The following is a 13,780-nucleotide window of genomic DNA, read 5'->3' as shown; positions in this document are numbered from 1 at the left end:
GCGCGACTAGTCGGAAACTTCGGTCTGTGGCCGGTCGCGGCCATCGGCCAGTTCGTCGTGCCACTTGCCGTCGGCATCCTCATACTGGATGCCGTCCGTGGTGCCGGCGACCTGCTGCTCGGCCGAGGCGATCTCGGCGGCGCGCAGCGCGTCCTGATGGGTGGGGAATGTCTCCGAGTATGTCGAACCGACCTTGTAGGCCCAACCCCCGTCATGCTCGACGATCTGGTACGTCAGCTTCGCCATGGAATCCTCCGGTTCGTCCGTTCGTTCAACGCGGCCCGTTCTTCAATGCAATTTGGCGTCGGGCAGCCGGTCTTCAGGAACCAGCACTTCCGATTCCTTGGCCGCTTCGATCAACGCCCGGCGCGCATCGGCCGTCGAACGATAACCTTCCAGCACTTTGAGGCAAGTGTCGAGAGCATCACGATGGCGCGGGCCCCGATTGAGCGGCCAGACCGTCATCAGGCACTCCGCCGCTTCCTGGGCGCTGCGGATCTGGCGGTATTTGCCGACGTGGCCGAGTTCGACCACGACGGGCGTTTCAAAAGGTTTGCTATCCATGATGGCCGCAACGCAAAGCAGCCAATTTGGTTGCAAAAGTGGCAGTGAGCCTGCGCCCAAACGTCTCAGTAGCCGCAATCGTTGCGCAGCCAGCGTGCATTGGTCCAGCCTGTCCGGCCCTTGAAGTCGATCTGGTACCAGTTGCCGCGGCGGTCGAAGATTTCGGTGTGATCGCCGTTGAACAGCTGGCCGATCATGCGCGACGACGAGTTCGGCCGCACCCGAACGGCGAGAAACCCGCTGCCCGTATCCAGATCGTAGTGCCTGGACAGGCCATGCACCGTACCTTCGCAATATTGCGCGCCAACCGGAGATGACGCAGCGAACGACAGCGCGACCACCAGAGCGGCGGCCGCGGGATAGATTGCCCTTGATGCCATGACTTTGCTCCCAACCCAGCCGCCAAGGCGGCCTTACCCCCAGGGACTATTGCGGGGCGGATTAAAGCGAAGCTGCGGCAACCTGTCCAGCGGATGCGTTTTTGCGCATCCGTCGGTGCAGGCTCTCAGCCTTTCATCCAGTGCTGCATCGTCGTTACCGAGCGGGCAAGCTGCGGCGCCGGATGGATTTTCTGGTCAAAGGTGGCGGCGGCGCGCCAGCCCCAGCGCGGGTCGGCAAGGAAAGCGCGGGCCAGCGCCACCATATCGGCGCGGCCGTCGGCGACGATCGCTTCGGCCTGGGCGGGATCGTCGATCAGGCCGACGGCCCGCGTCGGGATGTCGGCGCCCTTGCGCACCGCTTCCGCCAGATGCACCTGGTAACCGGGGCCGATCGGCAGCTTTTGCAACGGCGAATTGCCGCCGCTCGAGCAGCAGAGATAGGCGATGCTCAGCGCTTTCAGCGCCTTGGCCACTTCGATAGCATCCTCGACGTCGAAGCCGCCATCGACCCATTCTTTCACCGACAGGCGCGTGCCAAGCATCAGGTTTGGAACCGCCTTCCTCACCGATTTGGCGATCTCGAGCAGAAAACGCATGCGGTTTTCCAGCGAGCCGCCCCAGCGGTCGGTGCGTTGGTTGGAGAGCGGCGACAGGAACTGGAAGATCAGATAGCCGTGCGCGGCGTGCAGTTCGAGGAAGTCGAAGCCGGCGCGCTCGGCCCGCTTTGCGGCTTGAGTGAAGCGCTCGACGAGCTGCAGGATTTCATCCTCCTCCAGCGCATGCGGCACGTTCCAGCCGGTGTCATAGGCGATGGCCGAAGCCGAGACGGTCTGCCAGGGATCTTCGCCCGGCTGCAATGGACCGCCGCCTTCCCAGGGCTTTCGGTTCGACGCCTTGCGCCCGGCATGGGCAAGCTGGATGCCGAATTTCGTCTCCGGGGCGGCGACGCGCCTGGCGGCATCCAGCGTGCGGCGGGCGGCCGCCTCGTTGTCGTCGGAATAGAGGCCGTGGCAACCATGGGTGATGCGGCCGCGCCGCTCGACATCGGTCATTTCTACGGTGACCATGCCGGCGCCCGACATCGCCAGGTTCATCCAGTGATAGAGATGCCAGTCGCTGGCCGAGCCATCGTCGGCGGAATATTGGCACATCGGCGCCACTGCGATGCGGTTCGGGAAGGTCAGGCCATCAAGGGTGATCGGCTGGAAAAGCGAGGTGGTCATCAGAAAACTCCGGGAAGGATGCTGTTATCTAGGCAATGGCGACTGCCGGCGCCAGACACGAGGCGGTGAAACCGCTGCTGGACCAATCGCTGGCCGGATTGCGGAAACAGCGGTTCGCGGCTACGCCTTGCCGCCGGCACCAAGGAGTTCATCATGGAAGATCGCATTCGCATCCGTTCGGAGGAAGTCCTGTCCGACGACTGGGCGGTCCTGAAGAAGACCGTGCTGGACTATCGCCGGCGCGACGGGCAGTGGGAGACGCAGATTCGGCAGACCTACGATCGCGGCGACGGCGCCGTGATCCTGCCCTTCGATCCCGAGCGCCAGACGGTGCTTCTGGTGCGGCAGTTCCGCTATCCCGCCTATGTCACCGGCCACCGCGAACCGCTGATCGAGGCCTGCGCCGGTCTGCTCGACGAAAACGATCCGGAAACCGCCATCCTCAAGGAGGCCGAGGAAGAGCTCGGCTATCACTTAGAGAACATCGAGCGGCTGTTTGCGCCCTATATGAGCCCGGGCAGCGTGACCGAACGGCTGTGGTTCTTCGTGGCGCGCTATTCACCTGCCGACCGCATCTCGGCCGGCGGCGGCGCACCGGAAGAGGGCGAGGACATCGAGGTGCTCGAAATGCCGCTCGACGAGGCGCTCGCCGGCATAGCCGACGGCCGCATCATCGACGCCAAGACGATCATCCTGATCCAGCACCTGAAACTGTACCCGCTGAAGGCTTAGCTCCGCGAAGCTCGGCGGGCCTCACTCGGTGGGCTGCGGACAGGGTGGCACGTCTACTTCGCGGATGAAGTTGCGCAATTCCTCCATGTCCCCGGACAGAGGCCGGTCGTCGGAATAGTGCGCGATATTGTCCCGGACCACGCGGTAGATGGCGTCGGTACCAGGTGCACGTGCACCGCGCTCGGCCAGAAAATCATGGGCCTGCGCGGCGGCCATGAGTTCGATTGCCAAAATGTATTCCGCGTTGTCGATAACGGCGAGCAGCTTGTTGGCTGCCACCGTTGGATGCGCCAAAAAATCCTCTTGCAGGCCGGATGTGACGCCGCCGTCGGTCGCCGCCGGAGCGGCCAGGCGCCGGTTGACGTTGCTGAGCGACGTGGCGGTGTATTGGGCAATCATGAAGCCGGAATTGGCTCCGTCCTCATCGGCAAGGAAAGGCGGCAAATTGTTGACCAGGGGATTGACGAGACGGTCGATGCGACGCTCGCTCATTCCAGCCACCTGCGCCAAAGCGATGGTCAGGCCGTCGGCGGCCTGCCCGAGCGCCGGCGCCACCGCATGCGCCTCTGAAACAACCTGAGGATCGTTCAACGACCCGAATACCGCGGGATTGTCAGTGACGGCAGCCAATTCACGGTCGACCAGCTGAGCAGACCGGTCCAACACCTCGCGGGCGGCGCCATGAACATGCGGCACGGCGCGAAGACTGAGTGCGTCCTGCGTGCGACTGCCGTGAGCAAGCGCGATGAGCGCGCTGCCGTGAAGCCAGCCGCGCAGCGCTTTGCCCACATCCTGAATGCCGGGTGAGGGCCGCATCGCCAGGATGGTTTCGCCAAAGGCCGGCATTTGCGCGCCTGCGGCTTCAAGCGTCAAAGCAGCCGCGGCATCAGCCCATCCCAACAAGCGCTCCGCGCGCTGCACGGCGATGCTGGTCAAGCCGGTCGCGCACGCCGTGCCATTGACGAGACTCAAGCCTTCTTTCGCGCCAAGCTCCAGGGGCTCCAGACCCATTTCGGCAAGCGCTTCCAGCCCGCTCATCGAGCGACCTGCCACGGTTGCACTGCCTTCACCGATCAAGACCAGTGCCACATGCGCGTTGTGCGTCAAATACCCGGCCGATCCCCTGGACGGCACGTCGGGAATGCAGTCGCACTCGATAAAGGTGAGCAAGTTGCGGACGATCCGAGGGCTTACACCCGAATGGCCATGCGCGAAATTTGCCACCTGGGCGGCAATGATGGCGCGCACGCCGCGTCTCGGCACCAGGTCACCGACGCCGCATGCGTGGCTGCGAATGATATTGCGCGACAGTTTCTTTTGCAGCGCAGGCGCCACCACCTTGCTTGCCAATGCGCCGACTCCGGTATTGACGCCATAGGCGCGGATGCCTTTTTCGACGATGGAAGCGACGAGCTGGTTCGCAAAAGCGATCCGCTCCCATGCTGCTTTGCTCAGCGCCAGGGATTCGCCTTCGCTCACTTGTGCGATGTCGCGCCAGCTGGCGTTTTTGTCGATCGTTACTGTCATTGGTCGTTCCGAAATAGCGTTGCGGATGCGCAAGCGCTGTTGGGTCGCGCGGAGGTGGCTGAGAAACTTGCTCTCGGCTCCGTACCGCACAACCGCCATGCATAATGGCGATGGAACCGGCGACTGATGCGACTGGAGCGACGTCGTGGGTAATAAAACTCTGATCCAGCATCTGAAGCTCAATCCGCCTTCGGGTTGAACCACGGCTCCATTTCGGCGCTTGCATTATCCGGTTTGACCGGCGAATCCCGGTCGCCTAGTCGTCCGGAAGTTGCAAGGACACCGCAGCCAAGAATACGGGCCACCTGGATCGCGATCGGCGCCCGCTCAACATCGTCCAGGCGCGATCGACTCGAGCCTGGAAATCCCCCTCCGAAGTGCCTCGCCCGGATGATCGAGGCAGCCGAGGCGCTTGGCAGCGAATTCGACATGGTGCGTGTCGATTTCCACGAGGAGGATGGAGAACCGATCTTCGGAGAATTCACGGCTATCCCCACAGCGGGTTGCTGCAATTCGACCCGGCCAGCTTTGATGGCGAACTAGGTGCGCGCCTCCGCCTACCTCTGCCGTGTGCCCAGCCGATTTGCCGGACGATACAAGGCTATGCTTGTCGCTGCCGGCTATCTCGACATTTGAGACAGCTGCCTCGGGTAACCCGCGAGCCGATCTATAGCGGTTGCTATGGACAGCTTGGCCAGCTCGTCCTCGACCTGCCTGGCTGCAGAGTCGGTGCTTTCGAAGTGTTGCATCAACTGATACCGCAGTAGCGCGAGTTGCGCCGGGCGATAGATGGGCCCACTTCTCGCGATTTCGGGGTTCAGGGTCGCGATCATCGGTCAATTTGCCTGATGGGGTCGATCTTCGTGAGCCGCTGCCGAGCCTCGAACACGCGCCGTTGCGCAGAGCGAATTCGGCAACACAAGGCGAGGTTCACGGCGACGCCGCACTCTTCATCGAGCAAGTTTTCAGCGCGTTCGAGATCCAGCTTTGCACGACCGACACGCTGTCGTGCTCTGGCCAGTTCCAAGTTCATCAGGTCCATTATTCCGCTTCCTTTGGGTTGCGGTCCCTTCGGAATACCAACCCTGCCGAAAGCTTTGGTTCCTGCGACGTATTGGCTGACGACCGCTAAGGCCGCCGGCAACCCCTCCCACACCATCCGCAGTGGGTCGCGATCATTGTGCGAATTCTTTCGGGCTTGTTGGGTCGATTGTCGCCAGACGCCCTCCGGGCTTCATGACACGCCGCCTCGCAGATCGTATCCTGCTGCACATGGCGAGGTTCTCAGCCACCATTTCCTCGCTGCGTACAAGCGCGAGCTCGGTCTGTTTGATGCGCTGCAGGGCATCGGCGAGTCGCATCGTCTGAAGATCGGCTGCCATTCCGGGTCCTGGGTCTGCGGGATTCATGGGCGTCTAACACATGGCGGGCGAAATCGTTCCCTATTGTCGGGCGAAACCGGCGCCGCATCAAGGGGGCTGAGGTTGAGTGCCACGAACGCAGACGGCGTTTGGGCCGAGCGCAGAGAGACGACGACGAGCGGGAGCAATCCGATCACTTCTGATTAGGTTGCCAAGTCGGCGACTTGAAGCCCGCCGCCTCACGGTGGCGGGCTGTTTGGAATGGTCAGCCTCGCTACAGCTTTGGCAGGTATCGTCACGGCCTCACCAAGCGGAGGTATCAATGGTCTCGGCGATTGGAAATCAACATCGGCAGGTACCGGAAACGAAACCCGCAAAGACAGAACCGGGCGAAGTATTTGTGCCAGGCAAAAGCGCAGACAGCGTAGGACATCGCGCCAAGGCGATGGTGGCAGAAAGTGGCGACACAGATCCTGGTGCGCAGGGGCGCGCCGCATCGACAATCGCCAGAATGGATATTACCGTTTTGACTCCACCGAGCGAAGAGCCGCCTTTGGAGTAGCTCGGGCGGCCGTGCCGGATGCCTCACGGTGGCGGGCTTCAGTCTTTGTGCAGCACGATGTAGCGACTGCTCACCGCATTCGCGCCCATGCCGCGCGTGACGACAACCGACCTATATCCCGCGGGAAGGGAACCTGTAGCGGATGGGTCGACCGGACTGCATCGCCCGACGATCTCGCCGTTGGGGGCGCCTGCGAGCCTGTTGGCCAACGCAACCTGGCATTCGTCAAGGGATACGAACATCCTGGCCGGTGACGGATCGAGCGGTTTGCAGACAGCCTGGCTTGGGCTGCACGACAGCAGAACCATCATTGCTGCAGTTGCCGGATCCATTTGCGAGTTTCTCCCCTTGTGGACGAAATCCAACGCGGGAGCGGGGACTTTGTTTCGCAGCTGCTAAAATATCGGAGCGTCGGTGGGAACCAGAGAGTGGCTATGTCGGTTCTTTGAGCATGCGAGGCAAAATCAAAGATCCGCCGCCGAAACCCAGCCCGAAGAAGACGCCTGTCCGTCCAGACCAGGACGCATCGCCGGAGCCTCAACATGTCGACCCGCCACCGCGAGATGTGCGCGAGGCGCCGGCGCCAAATCCAAACGGCGATAAAAAATCCTGACGGCCGACCTGCCAACCGACCCCACTTTATCTTCCCCGAAATCTTCGAGAGCCGCCACTATGGCGCCAATCGCTCCGGAGCGCCTTCAGCCATCCACGATGCGGGTGAAAATCTCCAGGCAGTCAATCCCAGATTCCATGGAACGTTACCGCAGAAGATTTCGTTCCCTCGGTCAGCATCGATATGGCGGCGGGCTCGCAACTGACGGAGAAATTGCCATGAAAGTCGGTAACCGCATGACCAGGAATGTTCAGGTCGCCAATCCTGAGCAGTCAATTCGCGACGTAGCGCTGATGATGGGCAAACTAGACGCTGGAGTGATGCCCGTAGGCAATAACGACCGGCTGGTCGGTATGATCACCGATCGCGATATCGCCATCCGCGGCGTGGCGTTGGGCAAGGGACCTGACACCAAGGTGCGTGACGTCATGAGCGCAGAGGTCAAATACTGCTTTGACGATGAAGAAATCGAGGATGTTTTGGAGAACATGGGCGACTTGCAGGTTCGACGGCTCCCTGTTCTCAACCGCGACAAGAGGCTCGTCGGCATCATCTCCCTTGGCGACCTTGCGACAAATGGCGAAGCGACAGAAGCAGCCGTGGCTTTGAGCGGCATCTCGAAGCCGGGTGGCGAACATTCGCAGACCGCTCCTGGCTGAAGGCCGCGGCAAACCTCGGGCCAAAGCCTTGTTTTGCGGAGCGCCGGCCGACGTCGGCGCCCGCCTTCGGTCGCGACGCCTTCACGCCGACGCTTTCTGGCCATAGGGCGTGAATGTCTCGGCAACGCTGATATCGTTGCGACGAACAAGGCAAAAGGAAGCCGAGGCTCCTGCACAATGCGTTCGGCTGTTTGGATAGTGGTCCGCTTGGGGGCAAATGCTTTAGAGCCGCATGACCTTGTCCAGGCCCAAGCGCTTCCGCTGGCCTTCCGCATAGACAAGCGCGAGGGCTTCAAGCTCGAATGAGATGTTGCTTGCCTGATCGCCCTCGACCACATGGACAAACCATTCGCCGCAGGCTTCGACCACCTCAACCGCCTTCTGGCGGGTATCGCTTTCCTGGATTACATCCATGGCAAAATTGCCTCGCCCGTAGATGACAATTTTGGATTTATATGGCCGCCGAAATCGGGCCTTCAATTAAAAAAGATGGTACGGATTCATACCAAGCCATTGCTGGAAAACTGACCGGCCCTAGCTAGCCGACGCGGCTTTCCGAACTCGCCGCAATGACCGACGCGATGGACTCTCCTCATGCACCGCACCGGCCATTTGCTGGCCACGCTCGTCTGGATGCGTGGCCTGTTTTGCCCGGGCAAGACTTGGTAAAACTCTGGCCCGCGCGCCGCAAATCACGCTGTGGTTGCGCTCCTCGCTCCGGCCGCTTCGATGCAAATTTGGGCGACAATCCCTGGGTTCGAGATGTCAGCGCGACGGATCCGAGCCGCCTTCGGATGCGACGCTTGGAACCTCCGACGTATCCGGCGGATTATCTACCGAGGCGAATTACCATGGAAGACAAACCGGCGGCCAAATTTTCAGGAGGAACTCTCGTCACGGTGCTGGTGATTTGCCTGCTCATCATAGGCCTGTTTTTTATTGGCTTCCGATACTCGGAGCGCGATCAAGGGGCGCTGATCATACCTGGCGCCGTGCAGCAAGGAGGCGCTGAACGACCTTAGGGAGGCGGAAACCCAAGGCATTCCGGGGCAGGAGATCGATGAAGAAATTGGCCTGATCTTCGAAGCCATCATGCGGGGGTTGCGCTAGGAACTCGGATTGCAGGGAGCGGCTCGGGAGCCCAACTTTTGATATTGAAAACCGCCGCTGGCCGGTCTTATAAAATTCGACGTTGCCATTGCTTTTCGTAGGGAGGCGGTGATGGATAACGTGGTTCCCTTCCGCAAGGCCTTGCCTTGCATCGAAGTGGTCGAAGCATGCGGCGAATGGTTCGTCCGCGTGGTCGAGGAAGACCAGGAACTTAGCCGCTCATTCGATCTGGAATCGTTGGCGCTGTCATTTGCGGAAGGCCAGCGGATACGCCTGCATCTCGATAAGATCGTTCGGCTCTAGCTTCTCTTCGGTACTGCATGCGTTCTTCCCTCGCGGAATGTCTATCCGCGCGGAACCTAATAAACGTCGTCAGCTTATCTTCTGATGAGCGCCCGCGGCACCGACTTTTTGTATAAGTGGATTTCGGTCAACGTTCCCGAGACCGTCGGCGCCGACATCATCTCAGTTGCCGAGCTCACTCAAAAGCTATTCGCCGACGCCAAGGCGATCGGCATCAGCAGTGTTGAAATTGAGGAAGAAACCGGGAGTGTTTACGAGGCTATCCTAGACGCAATCGTGCACCACGATGCCGGCTTATCTGAGTGAAAGCATCGATGACCAGCGTCTGGGTCGCGTTCTGTTTCGTCGGCATCGTGGTGGCACTGGTGGTGTTATGGTCGATGAGGTTGTAGCGGCTGAGAGAGCCATCGGCAGCGAAAACGTTCTTCCCTGAAACCTTTAAGCTGTCGCCGAATTGTGCCTGATGGCTGACGAAGAAAAAGAAAAACCTTTGGACCCGAAAGTCGAGTTCGTGCGTAAAGTTGCGCGTGAAACCGGTGTTTCTGAAGAACAGGTGCGAGCGCTCGTATCGTTGCTGGGCTACGATCTCTCATCCGTGATGCGCGAAGCCCGAATTCTAAAGAGGGGCCATGAGCACCCGCGGCATTAACTTCCTCGGTCCTCCCAAGCGGGGTGCCCGAGTGTAATCGACCGCAATCGAGGTCGACTGGGCCTACCCTTTGAAGAAAAGAATACAATCACAATAACCACCACCAAACCCACCGGAAGCGCGGGAGCGCCCTGCATATTAGCGATCGGGAACATACGGCTTCTGCGGGCGTTTATCGGGTGATCGGCCTTCTGGGAGGTTGCCATGAGAAAACTGTTACTTGCTTCGGTGATTGCCATCGCCTCCGCCGCAGCCACGGTCGTGCCTGCGGATGCACGATTCTTCGGTCCTGGGATCGGCTTCTTTGGTCCCTTCGGCGGCTTCGGCCCGTTCGGCGGTGGCCCCTTCTACGGCGGCGGCCCCTTCTACGGCGGCGGCCCGTTTTACGACTATGGCGGCCGCTATTACGGCCCCCGGTATCACGATTATTATCCCGGCTACGTGGCCCGCTACCCACATCGCTACTATTACCGGCATCATCGTCATTGCCACGTGAAGTGGGTGAGGCACTGGCACCATCACCACCGGGTGCTGGAACGGGTTCGGGTTTGCCGGTACTGACAAGCCGGACATTGGCTGCCGTTGCGCGGTGGGCGGTGGAAGGTGCTGCGGCCGTTCATAGGAAGAGTCGCTAGCGTTCAAGCACGTACACCCATACCGGCCATTCGCGCTACTGGTAGCACCAGACGCCCATATCATCTCTATTATCCTTCGAACCCGCGCCGGTGGCCTAGAGGTTGCGCCTGGTGGAAAATTAAATGCTACCTAGGTGAGTGAGTGAGTTGCTCGGCGTGGAGCGCGAGCAGGGCAAGCCGGCGTTCGCTCTCATGGCAGAGCGAGGCACGCTATGTCGGCGCGGCCTTCATCACCTTGAACCGGGAAATGCGCGAACGGCTCTGGCCCCGCGTCCAGGAGCACGCAGGGGCCGCCCCCAAGGGGATGAAGAGGCTGGCAACGCAGCCGGGGCTGGTGGGCCGCGTGAAGCATCTTCGCGGCGAGCACGACCTTCGCCATGCCTCGTTGCAGGATTTCCGCGAAGATGGAACCCAAGCGACTTCAGCTCTTTCCGCGGAAGCCGGCGGTAACCTCGTCTTTGTGCGCGGCGAAGGCTGCCAGAACCTCGTCCTTCTCGGGCTTGGGAACCTTAAAGTGGTCCAGGGTACGCCCGAGTTCCGCCGCGACCTCATCGAATTCCGCAGGCGAGATTTTCAGGCGGCGGTGGGCCTCCTCAAGGCCGAGCGGCGTCGTGCCCGGCTTGGTGGCCACAAACTTAAAGGGGCCACCCGAAACGTCGCAGACCCATAGCGTGCGCATGAACTTGAGGCCAGGCAGCCGTTCGAGGTTCTTGGTGTGCCATTCCCGTAGTTGCGGGTTCTTGGACTTCTGGCCGACAATTGGATTCTTCACGACGGCGTCGCTGAAATAGTCCACCACGGCAGCTATGGCGAACACGCCACCCAGCCGCTCATACAGACTTTTCTCAGGCGCGGCTTGCTTGGTCTGCGCAAGTGCATTGTGGACCGGCAATACAGCCGCTGACGCGGCGGCCGCCGCCAACACAGCGACAGCGACGACGCCTCGTCGTGTAAAAGGGGTCGAAACAACCGTTTTCATCTCTGATCTCCTCCCAGCGAAGCTCAGGGCCAGATCGAGCGACAGTCGGATCTGGCCGCTTCAATTGAAGGGACAACTAGGATCCCTTTTGCCTTACCCTCTGTCGGCTAAGATTCTAACGATTCCCCCGCTCGACTTATTCCCCGATGGGAGAAAGCCAATGTGTCGACCCTTGCTCGTAAGGCGGCCAGAACCTTCGACGCACTCTGCCAGGGGCTCGGCGATATCTGCCGCCTGTTCGAGCCAGCCGAATGCAGAAACTTCTTCAAGGCTGCCGGATATGAGGCCAATTAATAGCGACACGCTTTAGGGGCAAGTCATGTTTTCTACAATGATTTCAACGTGGTGCGGACGACGGGAATCGAACCCGTACGATCAGAGATCGAGGGATTTTAAGTCCCTTGCGTCTACCAATTCCGCCACGTCCGCAGGCTGCGATTTCAAGCACTTAAGCGCATAAAGGTCCAGCCATGCTAGCCCAGTTGGGACCGGATTGGCACCGAAAGGCCGGATTACTGTTCTGCGCCCGTTCTCATCGCAGCTTCGATCGCCGCCACAGCGCCTTCGTCCGACCCTTGAACAGGTGGGCGTAACCGACAGCGTGACCACTGGTGACGCATGCCCTAGACGCCGGCTGATTGCAACCACGTCGAGCCCGCTGGCGATGCGGGCCGTGATCGCCGGCCGGCGATCTTCACATGCATTCCAGACTACGAAGGCCAGCAGCAAGCGCGCAACCGTGACTGGAAGCCGACCTTGAGGCGAAGCGATGAAACGCCGGCATGATGCCAAAACCATGAACGACGTCCCAGTGCGGGCATCAGTCAAGCGCTTGCTAATATTCGACTGGAGGCGCAAACTTTCTGACACATGAGGTTCATTTTGATCGCGCTTGCCGTCGCTCACAGCTAGGCGCTCGGAAAGCTCTTAGATCGAATATGTTGGTCAACCGATGGGAGAGCTTCGATGATCAAGAAACTCACTCGGCACGTCCGAGCGGATAGTATGCGCGGTTTGATCCTTGGCCTGGCTGCCCTCGTGGTCACGTCGTCATTTGCGCAGGCAGGCGACAGCACCGCTGGCCGGAAAGTCATGGAGCAATGCCAAATGTGCCACGGCAAGGATGGCCTCGGCAAAATGTCGTATACGCCCAATATCGCCGGGCAGAAGTACGACTATCTCGTCCACGCGCTGATGGCTTACAAAGCCGGAGAGCGCAAGAGTCAAATGATGTCGCTGGTCGTCAAGAAGCTGAACGACGAAGACATTGCCAATGTTGCGGCCTACTATGCCGCAATCAAGATTACCGTCGAAGTTCCGCAGTGACAAGTAACCCAAGGTCGGCGACCCTGCATTGTTGTGTTTGCTGTTCATAGTTCCCTCCACCTGTGCCTGCAAACACGAGAGCATCTTTCCCAGGCTTCCCCAACCCCAGGGCGATGCGCTGCTCAAGCTGGCGCTTCCTGTGCCTTTGGCGCATCGATGACGCTCGTCGGCAACGGTATGGTGCGGATGCCGTCCTTCGACTTTGGAACCTTGAACCTGAGCCGTGTCGCTCTTTCCTCTAAGCTCTGCAAATTCGACGGTTACCGCATCCGGATCATCAAGGACGAAGGCGGCATTCGCTTCTACACCAAGAACGGTTTCTGCGGCTCAGGGCAGACTCGATGCGGTCTTTCACTCACGACGACGGCTTGGCGGCTAACCCAGGCCGCGCTATTCGCAATTTGAATTCGGTCAACTGTGGCGGAAATACAACTGCACGTACCGGCGCGCTCTGCTACGAAAGGGTAGGTTACAAGGGGGTTGTGATGAAGAAGCTGCTTCTTGCTTTGTCGTTCTCGCTGCTGGCGTCTTCGGCCTTTGCTGCCGATGCCATCATTGCAGAAGCCGCGCCGGTGTTTAGCTGGACGGGCGGGTATATCGGCCTTCAGGCAGGCTATGCTTGGGGTGATGGCAACATCGACCAGATCGGTGGACCGGGCTTTGTCGAGACAGACCCTGACGGGTTCCTTGGGGGTGTTTACGCCGGTTACAACTATCAGATGTCGAACAACATCGTGATTGGTGCGGAACTGGACTTCGTGTCTGCGAATGTTGATGGCAGCGGCCAAATATTCCTCGCTCCTGGTGTCCCAGCCCCGGGCGGCGTCACTGCCACCGAAGAACTCAATTGGAGTGGGGCGGCAAGACTCCGTCTAGGCTATGCCGCTGATCGCTTTCTTCCTTATATCGCCGGTGGCGTTGCATTTGGCGACATCGACATAAGCAATAATGGCGGTGGGCCATCGTTCGGAGATACGTTCACAGGATGGACGATAGGCGTGGGCTTGGATTATGCCATGACCGACAATCTGCTGCTGCGCGCCGAGTATCGCTATACTGACTTCGGCAACGAATCATTTGGGGATTTCGGTGCGGAAGTTGACCTGAAAACCAACGAGGTTCGCCTCGGCATCGCCTACAAATTCTAGTCCTCTGAA

The 13,780-nt window shown here is 60.1% G+C and carries 22 protein-coding genes, 1 tRNA gene and 1 pseudogene; 13 read left to right on the top strand and 11 right to left on the bottom strand.

The window, feature by feature from the left end; all coding sequences use genetic code 11:
• Positions 1-6 precede the first annotated feature (6 nt).
• The 4 genes from FJV77_RS00625 to FJV77_RS00610 form a co-directional block, all read right to left on the bottom strand.
• Complete coding sequence (locus FJV77_RS00625; protein WP_142864946.1) at positions 7-246, bottom strand: DUF2188 domain-containing protein; 240 nt, start codon at positions 244-246, stop codon at positions 7-9.
• Positions 247-288: 42 nt separating this feature from the next.
• Positions 289-567: a DUF982 domain-containing protein gene (locus tag FJV77_RS00620; protein ID WP_142865493.1), complete on the bottom strand. Its 279-nt coding sequence runs from the start codon at positions 565-567 to the stop codon at positions 289-291.
• A gap of 62 nt (positions 568-629) precedes the next feature.
• A complete protein-coding gene (locus FJV77_RS00615) occupies positions 630-944 on the bottom strand; it encodes an SH3 domain-containing protein (protein ID WP_142864945.1) in 315 nt (104 codons plus the stop codon).
• A 125-nt stretch (positions 945-1,069) separates the two neighbouring features.
• A complete protein-coding gene (locus FJV77_RS00610; RefSeq protein WP_142864944.1) occupies positions 1,070-2,167 on the bottom strand; it encodes an NADH:flavin oxidoreductase/NADH oxidase in 1,098 nt (365 codons plus the stop codon).
• 153 nt (positions 2,168-2,320) lie between these two features.
• Here FJV77_RS00610 and FJV77_RS00605 point away from each other — a divergent pair, with 153 nt between their 5' ends.
• Complete coding sequence (locus tag FJV77_RS00605) at positions 2,321-2,899, top strand: NUDIX domain-containing protein (protein WP_112567320.1); 579 nt, start codon at positions 2,321-2,323, stop codon at positions 2,897-2,899.
• 21 nt (positions 2,900-2,920) lie between these two features.
• Here the strand turns inward: FJV77_RS00605 and hutH are convergent, their stop codons facing one another.
• Positions 2,921-4,426, bottom strand: a complete 1,506-nt coding sequence (hutH, locus tag FJV77_RS00600) for a histidine ammonia-lyase (protein WP_142864943.1) — start codon at positions 4,424-4,426, stop codon at positions 2,921-2,923.
• 390 nt (positions 4,427-4,816) lie between these two features.
• Between hutH and FJV77_RS32740 the strand changes: the two genes are divergently transcribed.
• Entirely contained in the window at positions 4,817-4,969 is a 153-nt protein-coding gene (locus FJV77_RS32740) for an ATP-grasp fold amidoligase family protein (protein ID WP_246691099.1), read from the top strand.
• Positions 4,970-5,255: 286 nt separating this feature from the next.
• Here FJV77_RS32740 and FJV77_RS00585 read toward each other — a convergent pair whose 3' ends face one another.
• Positions 5,256-5,468: a hypothetical protein gene (locus FJV77_RS00585; RefSeq protein ID WP_142864941.1), complete on the bottom strand. Its 213-nt coding sequence runs from the start codon at positions 5,466-5,468 to the stop codon at positions 5,256-5,258.
• A gap of 133 nt (positions 5,469-5,601) precedes the next feature.
• Positions 5,602-5,808 (bottom strand): hypothetical protein, encoded by a 207-nt coding sequence (locus FJV77_RS00580; protein ID WP_142864940.1) that lies wholly within the window; start codon positions 5,806-5,808, stop codon positions 5,602-5,604.
• A gap of 301 nt (positions 5,809-6,109) precedes the next feature.
• Between FJV77_RS00580 and FJV77_RS00575 the strand changes: the two genes are divergently transcribed.
• Entirely contained in the window at positions 6,110-6,349 is a 240-nt protein-coding gene (locus FJV77_RS00575; protein ID WP_142864939.1) for a hypothetical protein, read from the top strand.
• 38 nt (positions 6,350-6,387) lie between these two features.
• Here FJV77_RS00575 and FJV77_RS00570 read toward each other — a convergent pair whose 3' ends face one another.
• Positions 6,388-6,681 (bottom strand): hypothetical protein, encoded by a 294-nt coding sequence (locus FJV77_RS00570; RefSeq protein WP_142864938.1) that lies wholly within the window; start codon positions 6,679-6,681, stop codon positions 6,388-6,390.
• A gap of 499 nt (positions 6,682-7,180) precedes the next feature.
• Here FJV77_RS00570 and FJV77_RS00565 point away from each other — a divergent pair, with 499 nt between their 5' ends.
• Positions 7,181-7,621, top strand: a complete 441-nt coding sequence (locus FJV77_RS00565) for a CBS domain-containing protein (protein ID WP_142864937.1) — start codon at positions 7,181-7,183, stop codon at positions 7,619-7,621.
• A 222-nt stretch (positions 7,622-7,843) separates the two neighbouring features.
• Here FJV77_RS00565 and FJV77_RS00560 read toward each other — a convergent pair whose 3' ends face one another.
• Positions 7,844-8,035, bottom strand: coding sequence for a hypothetical protein (locus tag FJV77_RS00560; protein WP_142864936.1), 192 nt, complete (start codon positions 8,033-8,035; stop codon positions 7,844-7,846).
• Positions 8,036-8,472: 437 nt separating this feature from the next.
• On the opposite strand from FJV77_RS00560, the gene FJV77_RS32185 reads away from it, so the two are divergent.
• The 5 genes from FJV77_RS32185 (at position 8,473) to FJV77_RS00535 (ending at position 10,244) form a co-directional block, all read left to right on the top strand.
• Positions 8,473-8,643 carry a hypothetical protein gene (locus FJV77_RS32185; RefSeq protein ID WP_185970159.1) on the top strand — a complete coding sequence of 57 codons (171 nt, stop codon included), beginning with the start codon at positions 8,473-8,475 and terminating at the stop codon, positions 8,641-8,643.
• A gap of 199 nt (positions 8,644-8,842) precedes the next feature.
• Positions 8,843-9,034 (top strand): hypothetical protein, encoded by a 192-nt coding sequence (locus FJV77_RS00550; RefSeq protein ID WP_142864935.1) that lies wholly within the window; start codon positions 8,843-8,845, stop codon positions 9,032-9,034.
• A gap of 84 nt (positions 9,035-9,118) precedes the next feature.
• Positions 9,119-9,340 carry a DUF768 domain-containing protein gene (locus FJV77_RS00545; protein ID WP_142864934.1) on the top strand — a complete coding sequence of 74 codons (222 nt, stop codon included), beginning with the start codon at positions 9,119-9,121 and terminating at the stop codon, positions 9,338-9,340.
• 157 nt (positions 9,341-9,497) lie between these two features.
• Positions 9,498-9,683, top strand: coding sequence for a potassium-transporting ATPase subunit C (locus FJV77_RS00540; RefSeq protein WP_142864933.1), 186 nt, complete (start codon positions 9,498-9,500; stop codon positions 9,681-9,683).
• A 204-nt stretch (positions 9,684-9,887) separates the two neighbouring features.
• Positions 9,888-10,244 (top strand): hypothetical protein, encoded by a 357-nt coding sequence (locus tag FJV77_RS00535; RefSeq protein ID WP_142864932.1) that lies wholly within the window; start codon positions 9,888-9,890, stop codon positions 10,242-10,244.
• A 495-nt stretch (positions 10,245-10,739) separates the two neighbouring features.
• Here the strand turns inward: FJV77_RS00535 and FJV77_RS00525 are convergent, their stop codons facing one another.
• The gene (locus FJV77_RS00525; protein ID WP_142864931.1) at positions 10,740-11,297 is read right to left on the bottom strand and encodes a group 1 truncated hemoglobin; all 558 of its coding nucleotides are present in this window, start codon (positions 11,295-11,297) and stop codon (positions 10,740-10,742) included.
• Positions 11,298-11,450: 153 nt separating this feature from the next.
• On the opposite strand from FJV77_RS00525, the pseudogene FJV77_RS32735 reads away from it, so the two are divergent.
• Positions 11,451-11,591 (top strand): annotated as a pseudogene (locus FJV77_RS32735) (IS630 family transposase); the annotation flags it as partial.
• 49 nt (positions 11,592-11,640) lie between these two features.
• Here the strand turns inward: FJV77_RS32735 and FJV77_RS00515 are convergent.
• Positions 11,641-11,726 (bottom strand) — tRNA-Leu (locus FJV77_RS00515).
• A gap of 537 nt (positions 11,727-12,263) precedes the next feature.
• Between FJV77_RS00515 and FJV77_RS00510 the strand changes: the two genes are divergently transcribed.
• From FJV77_RS00510 to FJV77_RS00500, 3 genes are all read left to right on the top strand, one after another.
• Positions 12,264-12,623, top strand: a complete 360-nt coding sequence (locus FJV77_RS00510) for a cytochrome c (RefSeq protein ID WP_246691098.1) — start codon at positions 12,264-12,266, stop codon at positions 12,621-12,623.
• 156 nt (positions 12,624-12,779) lie between these two features.
• Positions 12,780-13,028, top strand: a complete 249-nt coding sequence (locus FJV77_RS32180; RefSeq protein ID WP_185970158.1) for a hypothetical protein — start codon at positions 12,780-12,782, stop codon at positions 13,026-13,028.
• A gap of 80 nt (positions 13,029-13,108) precedes the next feature.
• A complete protein-coding gene (locus tag FJV77_RS00500) occupies positions 13,109-13,771 on the top strand; it encodes an outer membrane protein (protein WP_142864930.1) in 663 nt (220 codons plus the stop codon).
• Positions 13,772-13,780: the final 9 nt, after the last annotated feature.

This window comes from Mesorhizobium sp. WSM4306, assembly GCF_007003975.1.
Lineage (GTDB): Bacteria > Pseudomonadota > Alphaproteobacteria > Rhizobiales > Rhizobiaceae > Mesorhizobium.
Note: the sequence above shows the minus strand (reverse complement) of the source record. Positions and strands in the feature narration are given on the sequence as shown.

What these genes read in the sequence shown, in the direction of transcription:
- FJV77_RS00625 (WP_142864946.1), bottom strand. Translation starts at nt 246, where the DNA reads ATGGCGAAGCTGACGTACCAGATCGTCGAGCATGACGGGGGTTGGGCC.
- FJV77_RS00615 (WP_142864945.1), bottom strand. Translation starts at nt 944, where the DNA reads ATGGCATCAAGGGCAATCTATCCCGCGGCCGCCGCTCTGGTGGTCGCG.
- FJV77_RS00610 (WP_142864944.1), bottom strand. Translation starts at nt 2,167, where the DNA reads ATGACCACCTCGCTTTTCCAGCCGATCACCCTTGATGGCCTGACCTTC.
- FJV77_RS00605 (WP_112567320.1), top strand. Translation starts at nt 2,321, where the DNA reads ATGGAAGATCGCATTCGCATCCGTTCGGAGGAAGTCCTGTCCGACGAC.
- hutH (WP_142864943.1), bottom strand. Translation starts at nt 4,426, where the DNA reads ATGACAGTAACGATCGACAAAAACGCCAGCTGGCGCGACATCGCACAA.
- FJV77_RS32740 (WP_246691099.1), top strand. Translation starts at nt 4,817, where the DNA reads ATGATCGAGGCAGCCGAGGCGCTTGGCAGCGAATTCGACATGGTGCGT.
- FJV77_RS00585 (WP_142864941.1), bottom strand. Translation starts at nt 5,468, where the DNA reads ATGGACCTGATGAACTTGGAACTGGCCAGAGCACGACAGCGTGTCGGT.
- FJV77_RS00580 (WP_142864940.1), bottom strand. Translation starts at nt 5,808, where the DNA reads ATGGCAGCCGATCTTCAGACGATGCGACTCGCCGATGCCCTGCAGCGC.
- FJV77_RS00575 (WP_142864939.1), top strand. Translation starts at nt 6,110, where the DNA reads ATGGTCTCGGCGATTGGAAATCAACATCGGCAGGTACCGGAAACGAAA.
- FJV77_RS00570 (WP_142864938.1), bottom strand. Translation starts at nt 6,681, where the DNA reads ATGGATCCGGCAACTGCAGCAATGATGGTTCTGCTGTCGTGCAGCCCA.
- FJV77_RS00565 (WP_142864937.1), top strand. Translation starts at nt 7,181, where the DNA reads ATGAAAGTCGGTAACCGCATGACCAGGAATGTTCAGGTCGCCAATCCT.
- FJV77_RS00560 (WP_142864936.1), bottom strand. Translation starts at nt 8,035, where the DNA reads ATGGATGTAATCCAGGAAAGCGATACCCGCCAGAAGGCGGTTGAGGTG.
- FJV77_RS32185 (WP_185970159.1), top strand. Translation starts at nt 8,473, where the DNA reads ATGGAAGACAAACCGGCGGCCAAATTTTCAGGAGGAACTCTCGTCACG.
- FJV77_RS00550 (WP_142864935.1), top strand. Translation starts at nt 8,843, where the DNA reads ATGGATAACGTGGTTCCCTTCCGCAAGGCCTTGCCTTGCATCGAAGTG.
- FJV77_RS00545 (WP_142864934.1), top strand. Translation starts at nt 9,119, where the DNA reads ATGAGCGCCCGCGGCACCGACTTTTTGTATAAGTGGATTTCGGTCAAC.
- FJV77_RS00540 (WP_142864933.1), top strand. Translation starts at nt 9,498, where the DNA reads ATGGCTGACGAAGAAAAAGAAAAACCTTTGGACCCGAAAGTCGAGTTC.
- FJV77_RS00535 (WP_142864932.1), top strand. Translation starts at nt 9,888, where the DNA reads ATGAGAAAACTGTTACTTGCTTCGGTGATTGCCATCGCCTCCGCCGCA.
- FJV77_RS00525 (WP_142864931.1), bottom strand. Translation starts at nt 11,297, where the DNA reads ATGAAAACGGTTGTTTCGACCCCTTTTACACGACGAGGCGTCGTCGCT.
- FJV77_RS00510 (WP_246691098.1), top strand. Translation starts at nt 12,264, where the DNA reads ATGATCAAGAAACTCACTCGGCACGTCCGAGCGGATAGTATGCGCGGT.
- FJV77_RS32180 (WP_185970158.1), top strand. Translation starts at nt 12,780, where the DNA reads ATGACGCTCGTCGGCAACGGTATGGTGCGGATGCCGTCCTTCGACTTT.
- FJV77_RS00500 (WP_142864930.1), top strand. Translation starts at nt 13,109, where the DNA reads ATGAAGAAGCTGCTTCTTGCTTTGTCGTTCTCGCTGCTGGCGTCTTCG.